The 15,233-nt window shown below is 71.9% G+C and carries 18 protein-coding genes; 9 read left to right on the forward strand and 9 right to left on the reverse strand.

Annotated elements, in window-relative coordinates; genetic code table 11:
* Positions 1–152 precede the first annotated feature (152 nt).
* The gene (locus tag ACFFRH_RS27090) at positions 153–980 is read left to right on the forward strand and encodes an alpha/beta fold hydrolase (RefSeq protein WP_386160472.1); all 828 of its coding nucleotides are present in this window, start codon (positions 153–155) and stop codon (positions 978–980) included.
* A 96-nt stretch (positions 981–1,076) separates the two neighbouring features.
* Here the strand turns inward: ACFFRH_RS27090 and ACFFRH_RS27095 are convergent, their stop codons facing one another.
* From ACFFRH_RS27095 to ACFFRH_RS27115, 5 genes are all read right to left on the reverse strand, one after another.
* Positions 1,077–1,853 carry an ankyrin repeat domain-containing protein gene (locus ACFFRH_RS27095; protein ID WP_386160474.1) on the reverse strand — a complete coding sequence of 259 codons (777 nt, stop codon included), beginning with the start codon at positions 1,851–1,853 and terminating at the stop codon, positions 1,077–1,079.
* Positions 1,854–2,064: 211 nt separating this feature from the next.
* Entirely contained in the window at positions 2,065–2,253 is a 189-nt protein-coding gene (locus tag ACFFRH_RS27100; protein ID WP_386160476.1) for a hypothetical protein, read from the reverse strand.
* Positions 2,254–2,565: 312 nt separating this feature from the next.
* Positions 2,566–3,048 (reverse strand): YcxB family protein, encoded by a 483-nt coding sequence (locus ACFFRH_RS27105; RefSeq protein WP_386160478.1) that lies wholly within the window; start codon positions 3,046–3,048, stop codon positions 2,566–2,568.
* Between the two features lie 84 nt (positions 3,049–3,132).
* The gene (locus ACFFRH_RS27110; RefSeq protein WP_386160480.1) at positions 3,133–3,936 is read right to left on the reverse strand and encodes an inositol monophosphatase family protein; all 804 of its coding nucleotides are present in this window, start codon (positions 3,934–3,936) and stop codon (positions 3,133–3,135) included.
* A gap of 222 nt (positions 3,937–4,158) precedes the next feature.
* Positions 4,159–5,118: a helix-turn-helix transcriptional regulator gene (locus ACFFRH_RS27115; RefSeq protein WP_386160482.1), complete on the reverse strand. Its 960-nt coding sequence runs from the start codon at positions 5,116–5,118 to the stop codon at positions 4,159–4,161.
* Positions 5,119–5,198: 80 nt separating this feature from the next.
* Here ACFFRH_RS27115 and ACFFRH_RS27120 point away from each other — a divergent pair, with 80 nt between their 5' ends.
* The 5 genes from ACFFRH_RS27120 to ACFFRH_RS27140 all read left to right on the forward strand — a co-directional run bounded on the left by ACFFRH_RS27120 (position 5,199) and on the right by ACFFRH_RS27140 (position 9,670).
* On the forward strand, positions 5,199–5,942 hold the full coding sequence (locus ACFFRH_RS27120; protein WP_386160484.1) for an alpha/beta fold hydrolase: 744 nt from the start codon (positions 5,199–5,201) through the stop codon (positions 5,940–5,942).
* 120 nt (positions 5,943–6,062) lie between these two features.
* Positions 6,063–7,004, forward strand: coding sequence for an ABC transporter ATP-binding protein (locus ACFFRH_RS27125; protein ID WP_386160486.1), 942 nt, complete (start codon positions 6,063–6,065; stop codon positions 7,002–7,004).
* Positions 7,004–7,729: an ABC transporter permease gene (locus tag ACFFRH_RS27130; protein WP_386160488.1), complete on the forward strand. Its 726-nt coding sequence runs from the start codon at positions 7,004–7,006 to the stop codon at positions 7,727–7,729. The genes ACFFRH_RS27125 and ACFFRH_RS27130 overlap by 1 nt, the downstream gene beginning before the upstream one ends.
* 364 nt (positions 7,730–8,093) lie before the next feature.
* Positions 8,094–9,056 (forward strand): sensor histidine kinase, encoded by a 963-nt coding sequence (locus ACFFRH_RS27135; RefSeq protein WP_386160491.1) that lies wholly within the window; start codon positions 8,094–8,096, stop codon positions 9,054–9,056.
* Between the two features lie 8 nt (positions 9,057–9,064).
* Entirely contained in the window at positions 9,065–9,670 is a 606-nt protein-coding gene (locus ACFFRH_RS27140) for a response regulator (protein ID WP_386160494.1), read from the forward strand.
* A gap of 68 nt (positions 9,671–9,738) precedes the next feature.
* Here the strand turns inward: ACFFRH_RS27140 and ACFFRH_RS27145 are convergent, their stop codons facing one another.
* Complete coding sequence (locus ACFFRH_RS27145) at positions 9,739–10,617, reverse strand: GDSL-type esterase/lipase family protein (protein WP_386160496.1); 879 nt, start codon at positions 10,615–10,617, stop codon at positions 9,739–9,741.
* A 179-nt stretch (positions 10,618–10,796) separates the two neighbouring features.
* Between ACFFRH_RS27145 and ACFFRH_RS27150 the strand changes: the two genes are divergently transcribed.
* Positions 10,797–12,026 (forward strand): isochorismate synthase, encoded by a 1,230-nt coding sequence (locus tag ACFFRH_RS27150; protein WP_386160498.1) that lies wholly within the window; start codon positions 10,797–10,799, stop codon positions 12,024–12,026.
* Between the two features lie 81 nt (positions 12,027–12,107).
* Here the strand turns inward: ACFFRH_RS27150 and ACFFRH_RS27155 are convergent, their stop codons facing one another.
* Positions 12,108–12,590: a hypothetical protein gene (locus tag ACFFRH_RS27155; RefSeq protein ID WP_386160633.1), complete on the reverse strand. Its 483-nt coding sequence runs from the start codon at positions 12,588–12,590 to the stop codon at positions 12,108–12,110.
* Here ACFFRH_RS27155 and ACFFRH_RS27160 point away from each other — a divergent pair.
* Together ACFFRH_RS27160 and ACFFRH_RS27165 are read left to right on the forward strand one after the other, a co-directional pair.
* On the forward strand, positions 12,501–13,121 hold the full coding sequence (locus ACFFRH_RS27160; RefSeq protein WP_386160628.1) for an MMPL family transporter: 621 nt from the start codon (positions 12,501–12,503) through the stop codon (positions 13,119–13,121). The two genes, ACFFRH_RS27155 and ACFFRH_RS27160, sit on opposite strands and share 90 nt — an antisense overlap.
* Positions 13,122–13,366: 245 nt before the next feature.
* Positions 13,367–13,921 (forward strand): GNAT family N-acetyltransferase, encoded by a 555-nt coding sequence (locus ACFFRH_RS27165; protein WP_386160500.1) that lies wholly within the window; start codon positions 13,367–13,369, stop codon positions 13,919–13,921.
* Between the two features lie 253 nt (positions 13,922–14,174).
* Here ACFFRH_RS27165 and ACFFRH_RS27170 read toward each other — a convergent pair whose 3' ends face one another.
* The gene (locus ACFFRH_RS27170) at positions 14,175–14,675 is read right to left on the reverse strand and encodes an NUDIX domain-containing protein (RefSeq protein ID WP_386160502.1); all 501 of its coding nucleotides are present in this window, start codon (positions 14,673–14,675) and stop codon (positions 14,175–14,177) included.
* A gap of 88 nt (positions 14,676–14,763) precedes the next feature.
* Positions 14,764–14,952: a hypothetical protein gene (locus ACFFRH_RS27175; protein WP_386160504.1), complete on the reverse strand. Its 189-nt coding sequence runs from the start codon at positions 14,950–14,952 to the stop codon at positions 14,764–14,766.
* Positions 14,953–15,233 lie beyond the last annotated feature (281 nt).

Here is a 15,233-nt window from a genome sequence, read left to right on the forward strand (position 1 = left end):
ATCCGACGGTCGCAGATATCCGGTCCGCCCAACGAGCCGACGCGTGGCAGTGGCGAGGCGCACAGGCGGTTGTCCGGTGTCCGGTCGGCTCCGGGCTGGAGATCGAGATCGTGGCCTGACGGCTCCCGGGGCTGCGATGCGAGGATGGAGGAATGATCAGTTTCACTTCGTATGACGGGACCGTGCTCGTCTGTCATGAGCGGGGAGAAGGGCCGGCGCTGGTCTGCCTGCCGGGCGGGCCGGGGCGGTCCTCGCGGTACTTGGGAGATCTCGGCGGTCTAACGGCTCGGCGTCGGCTCTTCCTGCTGGACAATCGAGGAACCGGCGAGTCCGCGGCGCCACTCGATCCGGACACGTATGCGATGGACCGCATGGTCGCGGACGTCGAGGCGCTGCGTGCGCGCCTGGGGTTCGAGCGGATGGACCTGCTCGGGCATTCGGCGGCCGGAGGGCTGGCGTTGCTGTACGCGGCCCGGTATCCCGAACGGATAGGGCACCTGGTGCTGGTCACACCGAGCGTGCACCCGGCGGGGATCGAGATAACCGACGAGCAGTGGTACGCCCAGATCGAACACCGAGCCGATGAGAGCTGGTACGAGAGCAGGCTGCCGGACCTCAAGGCGTGGGACGCGGGCGACGAGAGCCGGCGCCTGAGGGCGCAGCCGTTCTTCTACAGTCCTTGGAACGAGACCGCCGAGGCGCACGCCACACGGTTCGCCGACCGCTCGGCCGAGGCGGCGAAGCGCTTTCACACCGACATGCCCGACGCCGAGAAGACCCGGGCGAGCCTGGCGAAGGTCACCGCGCCGGTCCTGGTGGTCGCGGGAGAGCGGGATCCGGGACCGTCGCCCGCGCACGCGGCCGAGCTGGCCGGGATCTTTCCACGCGGGACCAGCATCGTGCTGCCCGGGGCACACTACCCCTGGGTCACCGCCCCGGCAGCCTTCGCCGAGGCGATCGAGGGATTCCTCGACGGCTAGCCGATCGGCAGCACAAAAGGCGTCAAACCTGCCATACGGCCCCAGGCGTGGAATCGGTCCGGTGCGTCACGTCGTCGTCCCCCGATCCCGAGAGCGCTACGGGCGGTTGACGTGGCCGGCCGTCCAGGTCTCCAGGAGGCGGATGATCTCGGCATGGCCGGTGCCGAGCCGTGACTCCGAGCGGAGCCTGCCCGTGTCGTCGCGCACTTCGGCCACGATCCGCACGTCGCCCCCTTCGGACTCCTCGCGACGGACGGTGATCCGCGCTCCCCGCGGGGCGTGTTCCGCGGCCCGCGCGAGCACCTCCGCCTCGATGTCGCGGCCGGCGTAGCGCCGGGCGAGATCGAGGGGGCCCCGGTCCTGGCTGCCGGCCGACGCGGGGTTCGCCCCGTGGTCGAGCAGGATCCTGACCACGGCCGTCGCGCCGCGCTCGGCGGCATGGGACAGGGCGGTGCGCCCGGCGGAATCGTCGAGGTCGGGATCGGCGCCCCGGTCGAGCAGTGTTCTCACGACGGCCAGGTGCTCGTTCGTCGCCGCCCAGTGCAGGGCCGTCATCGCGGTCCTTTCGATGTCCTCTCGCCGGTCGGGATCGGCGCCGGCGTCGAGCAGCGCGACCACCGCTTCGAGGTGTCCCCAGGCCGCGGCGGCACACAGGGGCAGCCCTTCGCCCTCGCCCCCGCTCTCCCGGTCGGGATCGGCTCCGGCCGCCAGCGCCGTCCGCACGATGCCCGCGTCCCCCCGCACGGCGGCCCGGTACAGGGCCGTGCTGCCGTCCTCGCCGGGCCCGTCCGGATGCACAACGCCCTCCAGCAGCCTCCGGACCTCCCCCGCCTCCCCGATCGTCGCCGCCGCCACCAGGTCGTCTTCCCTCATACGGCCCAGTCTGGATGGCAGCCCCCTCGCGATCCACCGGTTTTGGGACTGTACGGGCTGACTGAACAGGCCCTGCGGTGGCGATCGAGGGTCCGGAGCTTCGTTCCTCAGCAGCGGTCCCCTGAGCATCGTGGACATGGAGAGAAACCGTGCAAACGGTGTGAAGTTATCTGTCCAGGTGTAGCTTGGCCGCTGATTGCTCCAGAAGACTTCACGCCGTGTCGACTGCGTCCAGCGAGAAGAAGCCTTTGGGCCGGCCGTCGCTCAGGATGGTGTCACTCGGGTGGCTCGTGCTGGTGGCGCTGGAGTACCTCTGGATTCCGGTGTTCAGGGTGTCCGAGCTGTTCGCCTGGCTCGCGATCACGGCGGCCTGGTTGTGGGCGACCAGTCTGTCGGTCATGGTGGCGACGACCTGTCTGTCCCTCAGGGACTACGGCCGGTGTGTCGCCGCGCTGTTGCTCGCCCTCGGTGCCGGAGCGGTGGTCAGAACCGCTGACTGGGAAGTCCTGTACGCGGAGGGTCTGTCTGGTCGCACCGGGACGCGTTCGCCGAACTCGCCGCCGACCACGAACACCACCGGCCGCTCACCGTGCCCGGGTGGATGAGGTATCTGTCGACAGACGGTCAGGTACGGCCGCAACGTGACGTTCTCTATCTGCCGGTGTTCGAGGATTGGCGGGCGGAGAGCGGCAGGGGAGAGGGCGATGGGAGATCAGGCAACCCTTGTGTTCTGCCGAGAGGCCAGGAAGTCGTCGAACTCGGCCTGTTGCTCACCGCTGAGGGCACGCCGGGGGAGGAAGCCCGTGAACTGCTTGTTCACGAAGAACAGCCAGAACTCGGGGCCGGTCACGATCCGTCCGAACAGCGACCATTGCATCGTGGTGGTGAAGTGGTCGCTCCGGGCCTCGTATCCGTCGTCGGTCAACCGGAGGGTGGTCGGCACGCAGAGGTAGGTGAGCCGCCGCCTGCCGGTACGTCGAATCGACCACGTCAGCGCGAGCGGGAAGACGACCGCCACCAGGAGCATGACGGCACCCATGTACAGGGCGTCGACCAGGACGCAGACAAGCCCTGACACGATCAGGACCGACGGCAACACCAGATAGGCGATCTTGAGTTGCTGCCTGACGCCCTGCCCGAGTGCTCGCGCCACTTCGTCGGGAGTGGGTTCGTATGTCGTCGTGAAGTCCACCATGCCGCCTTCGTACGTGTGGTGACACATCATCCAAGGCTCTGTATGAACTCGCAACGCCGTCTCCGCACGAAGGCGATCCGGTGGTCACGGCGCCGGGGGAGACTGACCGCCGATCATTTCGAGCAGTGCGGCGTGCGTCTCGCGGTCGGCCGCCACGACGAGCCCGCCCGCGCCGGTGTGCGGCGGCTGACCGTGGATGTCCGTCACCACGCACCCGGCGGCCTGGCACAACGCGATCCCGGCGGCGAAGTGCACGTTGTCCCGCGGGTCGCCGTCGGTGACGTACGCGGCTCGCCGGCCGGCGGCGACCCAGGCCAGCGCCAGAGAGGTGGACAGGACGCGCGTGTGGAAGCGCTCGGCGAACCCGGGGTCGGCGAGCAGACGGACCACCCGGAAGCCCGGCTCGTTCGGGAAGGGCGGGTCGAGGTTGAGGTCCACCAGTCGCGACTCGGGCGAGGGCACGAGTTCCTCGTCCACGCCGTCGCGGCGGACGTAGGCGCGGTCGCCGTCCGTCCAGAACACCTCGTCGGCGAACGGGTCGGCCGAGGCGGCCACCGTGAGGTCCCGGCCGACGCGCAGGGCGACGTTCACCGCGACCAGCGTGGTGCGCGCGGCGTAGTTCAGCGTGCCGCACAGGGGGTCGACCAGCCACATGCGTTCCGCTCCGGCCGAGCCGGCGCGTCCGCTCTCCTCGCCCGTCACGGCGTCGTCCGGCCGGGCGGAGCGAATGACGTCGATGACGGCGTTCTCCGCGTCGATGTCAGCGGAGGTGGCGAAGTCGCTCGCGGTCTTCTCGAAGCGCTCCAGCGACGCACCGTACATGGCTCTTACGACAGCGGCTCCTGATCGCGCTGCCGCGAGGGCCACTTCCTCGTCCGTGATCGGCATGTGCACAGGATAGACACGATCTCCACCGCTTGATCGGCGGGGTCGGCGGGGTCGGCGAGATCGGCGGGCCCGTTGGCTCACGTTCGGCTGCTTCGCGACTGAGCACGACGCCCGCTCGTGGCTGCCGGAGGCCGGGCGCCCGCCTTGACCTCGCAGTCGAGATGACCAAAATGACCGGCGAGGGCCGGGGCAGGACGGGGCCAGGGCAGGGGCAGGGCGGAGTCAGGGCGGGGTGACGTCGGCGAAGGCGACGAGACGGGCGGCCAGCGCCCTGACCTCGTCGCGCAGCCCGGCGGGAGTGATCACGGCGAACGGCCAGCCGAGCCCGGCGAGCATCTGCGCCATCCCGTCCAGCCGCTCGGCCCTGGTGACCAGCAGCACCCCGCCGGAGGTCTCGGCCAGCGTCGCCGTGGAGGCGGGAATCCGCACGGCGGCCTCCTCCAGGGTGGTCTCCAGCAGCACCCTGACCTCGTGCCGGTACGGCACCGCCGACAGCGCCCCGACCACGTGGGCCACCGGGTCGAAGCCGTCGGGCACCAGGAAGCCCCGCTCGGTGTGCGCGGCACTCGCCACCCGGTCCACCCGGAACGTCCTGATCTCCCCGCTGCCGTGGTCGAGCCCGGCGACGTACCAGCGGCCGGAGTGGAAGACGATGCCGTACGGGTCCAGGTCGCGCTCGGAGGCGTCGCCGCGCCAGGAGCGGTAGGCCAGCCGGGCGGTGACCCGGCGCCGGGTGGCATCGGCGAGCGCGAGCAGCGGTCCCGCCTTGGGGGTGCTCACCTTCGGCGCCGCGCTCGCGGTGTGGCCCAGCGTCTCCGACACCGCGTCGACGCGCTCGCGCAGCGGGCGCGGGAGCACCCGCTGGATCTTGGCCAGCGCGCTCTCGGTCGCGGCCTCCCCCACCGCCAGCCCGGTCCGACGCCCGGCCAGCAGCCCCAGCACCACGGCGGTGGCCTCGTCGTCGGTGAGCATGAGCGGCGGGAGTTTGTAGCCGGGCAGCAGGCGGTAACCGCCGTGACGGCCCCGTTCGGCCTGGACCGGCACCCCGAGCTCCGACAGCCTCACCGCGTAACGGCGGACCGTGCGCTCGTCCACCTCCAGCCTGGCGGCGAGATCGGGGCCGGTCAGGCCGGGGGCGGCCTGCAGCAACTCCAGCAGCGCGAGCACCCGGGCGGCGGTCATCGACATTCCCTTCAAAATCAGGACCGGTACTGTCCGGATTCGATTTTATGGTGAGGCCAGGCGAACAGAGGAGAGAAATGATGAGCACATATGTCCTGGTCCCCGGTTTCTGGCTCGGCGCGTGGGCGTGGGAGAAGGTCACCGGCCCGCTGCGCGAGGCCGGGCACGACGTCCACCCGGTCACCCTCACCGGGCTCGGCGACCGGGTTCACCTGGCGGGTCCCGAGGTCGACCTGGAGACCCACATCCAGGACATCGTCAACACCGTCGTCTTCGCGGACCTGACCGAGGTGATCCTCGTCGCCCACAGCGGGGCGGGCGCCCCGGTCACCGGGGCGGCCGACCGGATCCCCGAGCGCGTCGCCCGGGTCGTCTACGTCGAGAGCGGGCCGCCGGCCGACGGCATGACCCAGCTGGACCTCACCGAGCCCGAGTGGCGGGCGTTCGTCGAGAGGCGGGTCGCCGAGCGGGGCGGGGCGAGTTACCCGCTCCCCTCCTGGGAGGAGCACGAGCGGGCCGGGGCCAGTCTGGAGGGACTGGGCGAGGCCGAGCGCGAGTGGCTCGCCTCCCGCGCGACCCCGCAGCCGTACGGGACGCTGACCCAGCCGCTGGTGCTCAAGGGTGGCGCGGACGCGCTGCCCAAGACGCTCGTCACGTGCTCGTTCCCGCTGGAGCGGGTGCACGCCATGATCGCCTCAGGTCACCCCTACTTCGCGGAGCTCGCGGGGCCCGAGTGGAGCTTCGTCGCGGTGCCGACCGGTCACTGGCCGATGGTTTCCAAGCCGGAGGAGACCGCCGCCGCGCTGGCCGCGCTGGCGGGCTGAGGCGGCCGGGGCACCGCGGGCGTCACGGGGCGCCGCGGAACACAGGCAGGACATTTGTCACGGGTGGTTCCGGATCGTTGGATCTGCCGTGGACAACGCGCTCTCCGTAGCGTCGTCCGCATGAAGAACGACGCGAACGACGCGGTGTCCCTCAGGGACGTGACCAAGCGTTTCGGGGCGGTGCGCGCCGTGGACGGCCTCAGCCTCGACATCCCCGTCGGGCAGACCGTCGCCCTGCTCGGCCCCAACGGCGCGGGAAAATCGACCACGATCGGGCTGCTGCTCGGGCTGCTGGCCCCCGGCTCCGGGACGGTGCGCGTCTTCGGGGACTCCCCCGAGAACGCGATCCGGAGCGGGCGGCTGGCGGCGATGCCCCAGGAGGGTGGCCTCGTCCCCCGGACCACGGTCGGCGAGCTGGTCGGTTTCGTCTCCGGGACCTACCGGTCGCCGCTCCCGCTGGACGAGGTGATGGCGACCGCCGGGCTGGAGGGGCTGGCCGGCCGCAGGATGGAACGGCTGTCGGGCGGTCAGGCGCAACGGGTCCGCTTCGCGCTGGCGCTGGCCGGGGATCCCGACCTGATCCTGCTGGACGAGCCGACCGCGGCGCTGGACGTGCGGGCAAGACGGGAGTTCTGGGAGAGCATGCGCGCCTTCGCCGCGCGCGGCAAGACGATCCTGTTCTCCACCCACTACCTGGAGGAGGCCGACGAGTACGCCGACCGGGTGGTGGTGATCGATCGTGGCCGGATCGCGGCCGACGGTACCAGCAGGGAGATCAAGCGCCTGGTCGCGCTGTCCACGGTCAGCGTCACCGCCACCGGGGACGCCGCCTCGCTGGAACGCCTGCCCGGGGTCGTCTCGGCCGAGGTCCGGGGCGGCCGGGCCCACCTGCGTACCCGCGACGCCGACGCCACCGTCGTGGCGCTGGCGGCGGCGGGAGCCGTACGAGACCTTGAGGTCGTCCCCGCCGCGCTCGAGGACGCCTTCATCGCCCTGACAGAGCTGACAGAGCCGGTCCCCGGACCGGCATCGGCACTGACGGAGACGGGGGTGGAGGCGTGATGCTCGGCTACATCCGCCTGGAGGTGATCAGAACCCTCCGCGACCCGGGATACGTGATCATGGGTTTCGCGATGCCCGTGACGATGTACCTCCTCTTCACCAACCTCGGCGTGACGGGCGACGACCGCGCCCTCGCCGCCCTCTATGTGCTGGTCAACATGGCCGCCTTCGGCGCGATCGGCTCGGCCTTCAACAACGGCAGCGGCATCGCCGAGGACAGGTCCGCGGGCTGGCTGCGGCAGCTGCGGATCACCCCGCTGGCCCCGGTACGGGTGGTCGCCGGCAAGGCCGCCACCGGCATGCTCGTCGTACTGCCCGTGATCATCGGCGTGTCCCTGTCGGCGGCGCTGCTCAACGGGGTACGGATGGAGGCCTGGCAGTGGACCTCGATCGTGCTCCTGCTCTGGGGGGGATCGCTGCCCTTCATCCTGCTCGGCCTGGCCTCCGGGTACCTGTTCAGCGGCCAGACCGCCTCCGTGCTCAACATCGCGGTCAACGTGTCGATGGCCGTCGTCGGAGGGCTGTGGCTGCCCACGGAGACCTTCCCCTCCTGGTTGCGGGCGGTCGCGGAGTGGACGCCGAGCTTCGGCTACGCCGACCTGTCGCGGAAGGTCGCCTTCGGGGAGGCGCCCGAGGTGGGCACGGCGCTGACGCTGACCGGCTGGCTGGTCGCCTTCGGGATCCTGGCGGTGTACGGCTACCGCCGGTCCGGGCGCGTGGGGTGAGCCGCGTGATAGGAGTGGCCGGGTGAGCGGGAAGCCGGAAGGGCCGCGGGAGGCGCGACAGGTGAGGCGGGCGGATCCCGGGGCACCGGAGACGGCGGGCCCGGGGGGACCGGGAACGGCGGAACGACAAGGACCTGGGACAGCGGAACAAGAAGAACCCGGGACAGCGCCCGGAACAGCGGCACAAGAAAGACCCGGGACGGAGAGACCGGAAGCACCCGGGGCCACCGGGTGGGAAAGACTGAAGAAGGTCAGGTGGGGCGGGCTGGGGAGGGCCAGGCGGAAAGGGGGGCCGGGAGAGTTCGCCTTCTATCCGTGGCTGCTGCTCATCTACCCCCCGGTCAGCGACCTCGTGGCGGGGCAGGTGCGACCGGCGTTGCCCGCCGCGGCGGGCGTCGTCGCCTCCGCCGCCCTGTACGTCCTGTGCATCCGGCTGTCCTTCCGCGGCCGGCGGCGCGTGGCGACCGTGGCGCTGGCCGGGCTGCTGGCGGTGGCCTTCCTGCTGCTGGCGAGGTTCGCGCACAACTGGTTCTACCTCGCGCCGCTGATGACCGTCGCCTGCGGGGTCGTGCTGCGCGGCAGGTTCATCTACCTCCTCCTCACGATGCTGACGCTCGCGCTGGTCGTGGTGATGTGGCGCGCGGGGGCGAGCTGGGAGAGCATCACCCAGGCCACCTGGGGGACGGCCACCGGCGGCCTGGTGGTCAGCATCGTCCTGAAGCTGTTCTCCGTGATCGCCGAGCTCCAGGAGACCCGCGAGGAGCTGGCCCGCGTCGCGGTGGCCGAGGAGCGGCTGAGGTTCTCCCGCGACCTGCACGACCTGCTCGGGCACACCCTGTCGGTGATGGTGGTCAAGGCGGAGGCCGTACGGCGGCTGGCCCCCCGCGACGGCGAGGCGGCGGCGCGGCAGGCCGCCGACATCGAGGCCGTCGGCAGGGAGGCGCTGACCGAGGTACGGGCCGCGGTCACCGGCTACCGTGGCCGGGGGCTCGCCGCCGAGCTGGCCTCGGCGCGCACGGTCCTGGCCGACGCGGACATCGCCGTCACCGTCACCGTCACCGAGGGCCGGCCCGCGCCGGAGGCCGACGCCCTGCTGGGCTGGGCCGTACGGGAGGGGGTGACCAACGTGGTCCGCCACAGCGCCGCCCGCACCTGTGAGATCACCCTGGAGGGAACGATGCTGGAGATCCGCGACGACGGCCGGGGGCGCGGCGGAAGGCCCCTGGGCAACGGCCTGCGCGGCCTGACCGAGCGGGTCGTCGCGCTCGGCGGGACACTGGAGACCCGCGACCGCGACGGCTTCCTGCTGAGGGTGACGCTCCCATGATCGCTCCCATGATCAGAGTGCTGCTGGCGGAGGACCAGGGCATGATGCGCAGCGCGCTCGCCCTGCTCCTCGACCTGGAGGACGACATCGAGGTCGTCGCCACGGTCACCCGGGGCGACGAGGTCGTGCCCGCCGCGCTCGCCGCGCGCCCCGACGTCGCCCTGCTGGACATCGAGATGCCGGGGAGCAGCGGCCTGGAGGCCGCGGCCGGGCTGCGGGACGGGCTGCCGGGCTGCCGGGTGCTGATCCTGACCACGTTCGGCAGGCCCGGCTACCTGCGGCGGGCGATGGAGGCGGGCGCCGCGGGGTTCCTGGTCAAGGACGGTCCCGTGGAGGAGCTCGCCGCGGCGATCCGCCGGGTCCTGGCGGGCGAGAAGGTGATCGACCCCGCGCTCGCCGCCGCCGCGCTGAGCACCGGTGCCAGCCCGCTGACCGATCGCGAGCGGGACGTGCTGGCCGCGGGGGCCGACGGCGCGACGATCTCCGACATCTCCCGGCGGCTGCACCTGTCGGAGAGCACGGTACGCAACTACCTGTCCGCCGCGATCGGCAAGACCGGCACCCGCAACCGCATCGAGGCCGCCCGCACCGCCCGTCACAACGGCTGGCTCTGATTCCGGCCGCGGTCCTGGCCCCTTCGGAGCGGACCACCCGCGAGGAGGAACCGGTCACGGCGGCGGGGTCACAGGACGGGCGCGGGAGCCGGGACGGGCGCGGGGACGGGTTCGGTGGCGTCGTCGGTGAGCCAGTCGCGCATCATCGCGTAGGTCTTCTCCGCGATCAGCTTCTGGCCCGCGGCGTTGGGGTGGAAGAAGTCCCACGGGCTGAGGTGGCCGACCGTGAACCGCTGCCTGAACACCTCGTTGCCGTCGAACCGGCAGGCGGGACCGTACGCCGCGCAGACCCTGGCGAGCGCGGCGTTGTAGCCGGCCACCCGGGCGCGCACGCGGTCGCGGCGTGCCCGGTTGGCCGCCGAGGTGGAGGTGGGCCGCGCCAGCATGGTGGGGCAGATCCGGCCGATCGCCCAGAACCCGCGCGCCACCGGGTTGCCCTTGCCGATCTGCCACAGCCTCTTGAGGTCGGGGACGCTCGCCACGAACACCCGGCCGCCGGGCCGCCCGGCCCGGAACAGCGCCAGGGCCTCGGCCACCCGCCTCTCGTAGACGGCCACCGGGGTCATCAGCCGCTCCTCGGACACGCAGGCGTCCTGGGCACCGATCAGCACCGTCACGTAGTCGGCCCGCCTGCCGATCGCCCGGGTCACCTGCCCGGCGAGGTCGGCGCTGGTGGAGCCGGGGACGGCGAGGTTCACGTTGTGCCCGGCGATCGCCGTGTCCAGGGCGCGCAACCGCGCGTACTGGCTCCGGACGCTCTGGTGGTCGCCGGTGGACCAGGAGCGCGAGGCGCAGGTGAGATACCAGCCGCAGGCGTTGAACCCCGCGCTGATGGAGTCGCCGAGCGCGGCCATGACCACCGGCCGCCAGGGTTGCGCCGTCCGGGCGGTTCCGGCCGGGGCCACCCAGGCTGTCGCGAGGGCGGCCAGCCCTGTGAGTGCTGTCACAGTCGTGCGAAGCATGACACCTCCGCTGAGAGATCGCGTCTGCTTCGGATGTATCACCGCAGGCCAGGACAGTACGGTCCGTTGACCGAGTACCTTGGTTTTCTTGACACCGCGTGGCGGGTGTGCTGACGGGGGAACCACCGTCGAACACGTTCAGTTTCCCGCATAGAGTGGCGGGGGTGAGTGTAGCGCTCGGATCAACCCGTCCTCTCTCGGTGACGACCACCCCCGTCGACGACCCCGGCGACCTGTTCGCACGCCTCCCGGAGACCGCCCCCTACGCCTGGGTCAGGCACGGGGAGGGCCTGGTCGCCTGGGGCGAGGCCATCCGCCTGGCCGTGCCGCCCGGCCCCCGGCGTTTCGACTGGGCCCGCGACCGGCTCTCGGACCTCTTCGGCGAGGCGCACGTCGACGACGACGTGACGGCCCCCGGCTCGGGACCCGTCGCCTTCGGCTCGTTCACCTTCGATCCGGAGGCACCCGGCTCGGTCCTTGTCGTTCCCCGGACCATCCTCGCCCGCCGCGACGGCCGCGCCTGGCTGACCACCGTCGGCGAGCGGCGGCTCGACGCGGTCACCCCGCTCCGCACCCCGGGCAGGATCCGGTACGGCGACGGCAGCCTGACCGCGCCCGAGTGGGAGCACGCCGTGGCCAGGGCCGTCCGGCGGATCAGGTCGGGTCACCTGGAGAAGACCGTGCTGGCCCGCGACCTGACCGCCGTCGCGGAGCGGCCCATCGACGTCCGGCTGCTGCTGGCCCGCCTGGCCGACCGCTATCCGGAGTGCTACACCTTCTCCTGCGCGGGGCTGGTCGGCGCCACCCCCGAACTGCTGGTCCGGCGCACCGGGGAGACCATCGAGTCCCTGGTCCTGGCCGGCACGATCCCGCGGGGCGCCGACCAGGCCGACGACGTGGCGCGCGGCACGACCCTGTTCACCTCGGAGAAGAACCGCCACGAGCACGCCTGCGCGGTCGCGTCGGTGCGTGAGGCGCTCGACCCGCTCTGCGCCGAGCTGAAGATCCCCGAGGAGCCCGAGCTCCTGGTGCTCTCCAACGTCCAGCACCTGGCCAGCCCGGTGAGCGGGCGGCTGTCGGACGGCGCCTCGGTCCTGGACGTGGTGGCGGCCATGCACCCGACCGCCGCCGTCGGCGGCACCCCGACCGAGGCGGCGCTCGGCGTCATCCGGGAGCTGGAGGGCATGGACCGGGCCGGGTACGCCGGGCCGGTCGGCTGGATCGACGCGCGGGGCGACGGAGAGTGGGGCATCGCGCTGCGCTGCGCCCAGATCGAGGGCTCCAGGGCCCGCCTGTTCGCCGGGTGCGGCATCATGGGCGACTCCGACCCCGCCTCCGAGCTCGCCGAGGCCCAGGCCAAGCTCCGCGTGATGCAGTACGCCCTGGAGGGCTGACGCCGCTCACCCCTCAGGCGCCTCCCTCCCCCCGGAGAGGCCGGGCGCCCGTGCCGGGTATCTTCGCTCCGGAGGGACCGGTCACCCTTCCCGCGTGTCCCCGCCGTCGGATGGGACCGGCCTCCCCGTCGGGTCCTCCGGAGGTGCCGGCCTCCTGCTCGGACTCTCGGGAGGTGCGGGCCTCCTGCCCGGAGCCTCCGGAGGCGCCGACCTCCCGGCCGTGCCCCCGGAAGGTGCCGACCTCCCGGCCGTGCCCTCGGGAGGGGCCAGCCTCCTGGTCGTCTCCGCCTCGTGGGCCAGGCGCCTGAGGGAGGCGAGGACGGCGTCGCCGACGGCGGTCCAGACGACGACCGCCTCGGCCATGCCGATCAGGTCGGGCCGTTCCAGGAGGGCGTCGACCTCGACGGAGGCCAGCCGCTCGGTCGTCGCGGCGTACTCCCGCAGGAGGGGCAGGAAGTCGTCCTGCCCGAGGCGGTGGAGGGCCGCGAGAGCGTCGGCGAGGGCCCGCCTGGCCGGGTTGGAGGACTTGACGGGCCATCCCCGTTCGGCGATCAGCTCGTCCACCTGCCGCGCCGCCCACTGCCCGGCCTCGTCGTCCGCCGTGGGCTGCTCGCCGCGTCCCTGCCCCCGCTCGTCGGTTTCGGCGCGGTCCTCGGCTTTCTCATGCTGTTGCGCCTGGTGACCCTTTTCGTCGACATCTCCGCCTTCGCCATCCAGGTGGTCACCATCCTGGGCATGGCCTCGCGATCGACTACGCGCTGCTCGTGGTCAAGCCGCTACCGCGAGGAACTGCGGCACGGGTACGGGGTGGACGAGGCGATCGAGCGGACCATGGGCACGGCGGACCGGACGATCGCCTTCTCCGGCCTGGCCGTCGCCCTGTCGCCCTGCGTCGTGGTCGGCGGTTTCGCGGCGTCCGGCATCACCTTCATGAAGATGGCCGGTGTCGGCCTGGTGATCGCCGTGGTGGTGGACGTGACGATCGTGCGGGTCCTGCTGCCCCCGGCCGGTATGCGGCTGCTGGGCAGGTGGGCCTGGTGGGCTCCGGCACCGCTGACCCGCCTCTGGGAGAGGTCGGGCGGTCACGGCGGGTGACCTGCCACCGGGGCCACCGGGGCCACCGGGGCCACTGGGGCCACCGGGGCGCCCAAAGGCATCCCGAGACCCCCGGAGACACCGCGTCCGGGCGATTCCCACCCGGCCTGGCCGCTCCCCGGCGAATAGGCGTACTCTCACAAGGGCAATACATCGGACATTTCCGGCAAGAAAACGATATTTTCTCCAGCTCGGCGTCCTCTTATCGCCGTACGGCCGGTCAACTCTGTCAGGGAGAGGAAAACATGGCCCTATTGACCACCGCTCGCCTCACGGTGCGTGACTGGAGTCCAGACGACGCCGCCGAGGCTCTCAGCATCTACGGCGTCCCCGAGGTCACCCGATGGCTGTCCCCGGCGATGACGCAACTCGACGGCGAGCAGGCGATGCGCGCCACCCTGGAGTCCTGGACCCGCAGCCGCAGCACCCTGACACCCCCGCTGGGCCGCTGGGCGATCGTCCGCAACTCCGACCAGCGGGTCGTCGGCGGCCTCTCCCTGAGATACCTGCCGCCCGACGAGGAGGACATCGAGATCGGCTGGCAGCTCGCCCCCGACGCCTGGGGGAACGGCTACGCCACCGAGGCCGGCCGCGCCCTGGCCGGGTGGGCGTTCTCCATCGGCGCCCACGAGCTCGTCGCGGTCGTCCGGGTGAACAACGATCGCGGCGCGGGAACGGCCAAGCGCATCGGCATGCAGTGGGTGGGGGAGACGGACAAGTACTACGAGACGCGCCTCAACGTCTACCGGCTCTGGCCGAGCGACCTCTCCCCCGCCGACAAGGACCCGCTCCGCCCCTGACGCCCTGTTCCGTGTACGGCGGCGTCGGTCTCACCCGTCCCTTTCGCCGGCCTGCCGGACGAGCCTCTTCGCGCGGAGGCGGGTGCGGTCGCCGAGGCCGGTCGCCAGGCGCCACCGCCGTGGTCGCCGGGTGATCGCCGGCCCGTGACGGGCCGGCGGCCGGGAGCACGCGAGCGTTCCTCCAGGTCCCCTCGCCGAGACGTGGTCGTCCAGCTGGGTTCGTCCGGATGTGTTCGTCCAGAGGAAGGGCACCTCATGGCGGCGTACCGTCGTCCAGGACCGATGCGGGCACATATTCGGCGTGTCCGCTCCGGCGCGCCCGAAGAGCGGCCGTGAGCCGAGGCGCGGCGGCCTGGTCCACCATCGTGAGGCCGTCCTCGACGGAAACGAACCTGTACTCGTCGAGCTCGTCGTGCTGCAGGCTGATGCGGTCCTCGTCGAGGACTCCGCAGTCGAACATGAAGTACATGAGCGGGCGGGGCCGGTCGTCTCGGGCCGGAACCCAGTCGACGACCAGTAACGAACCCACCTCGAGGTCCACCCCCAGCTCTTCGTGGATCTCGCGGGCGCATCCCTCGTGGGGGAACTCGCCGGCGTCGAGCGCCCCGCCGGGAAAGAGCCAGAACGGCCTGTAGTTGGGTTTGACCAGAAGGATCTGACCCGACGCGTTGGTGATCCATCCTCCCGTCGAGGCATACGCCGTCGACAACGAGGCGTACCAGATCTCAGGGGGAACCCATTCCCGGCCGACCATGCCCCGACCCTAACCTCCGCTCCCGGGGATCCGGAACAACGTGCGCCGAAGCGATCCCTGCCCGGGGCCCGGCAGGGGAAGCGAACCGCTACGCGAAGGCGACGACGGCGTACCGCTCGTCCTGGACGGGCCGCCCCCACAAGGCGGGGTCGAGGAGCGGCTCGACGCGCGACGTCCTGACCAGCGGGCGCAGCGCCCGCGCGAGCCGGTGCCGCACCCCAGGTCCAGGGCGTCGGCGGGCGAATCGGGCATCCACGACCGCAGGCGCTCCGCCCATGCGGCCCTGACTCCTTGATCACGAAGGCCGTGGTCGGCCTCCTCGTCGAAGGAGGCGGCGAGAGAGTCCCAGAAAGCCGCGATCGAAGCACTGTTCTCCGGCATCAGCCGGTCATGTCCTGTGGCACCGACAAGAACGCGTGCCACCCCGAGGCGCCCTTTCTCCCGCCGGGCGACTTCGACCTCCGGCATCGTCTCGACCGGGCTGTGACGCCACGGCCGATGCCCACGACCGTCGACGACCCGGTAGCCGGTGAGGGGCTCCCCCTCCGGGAATCGGCG

This window comes from Streptosporangium vulgare (assembly GCF_042428775.1).
GTDB lineage: Bacteria > Actinomycetota > Actinomycetes > Streptosporangiales > Streptosporangiaceae > Streptosporangium > Streptosporangium vulgare.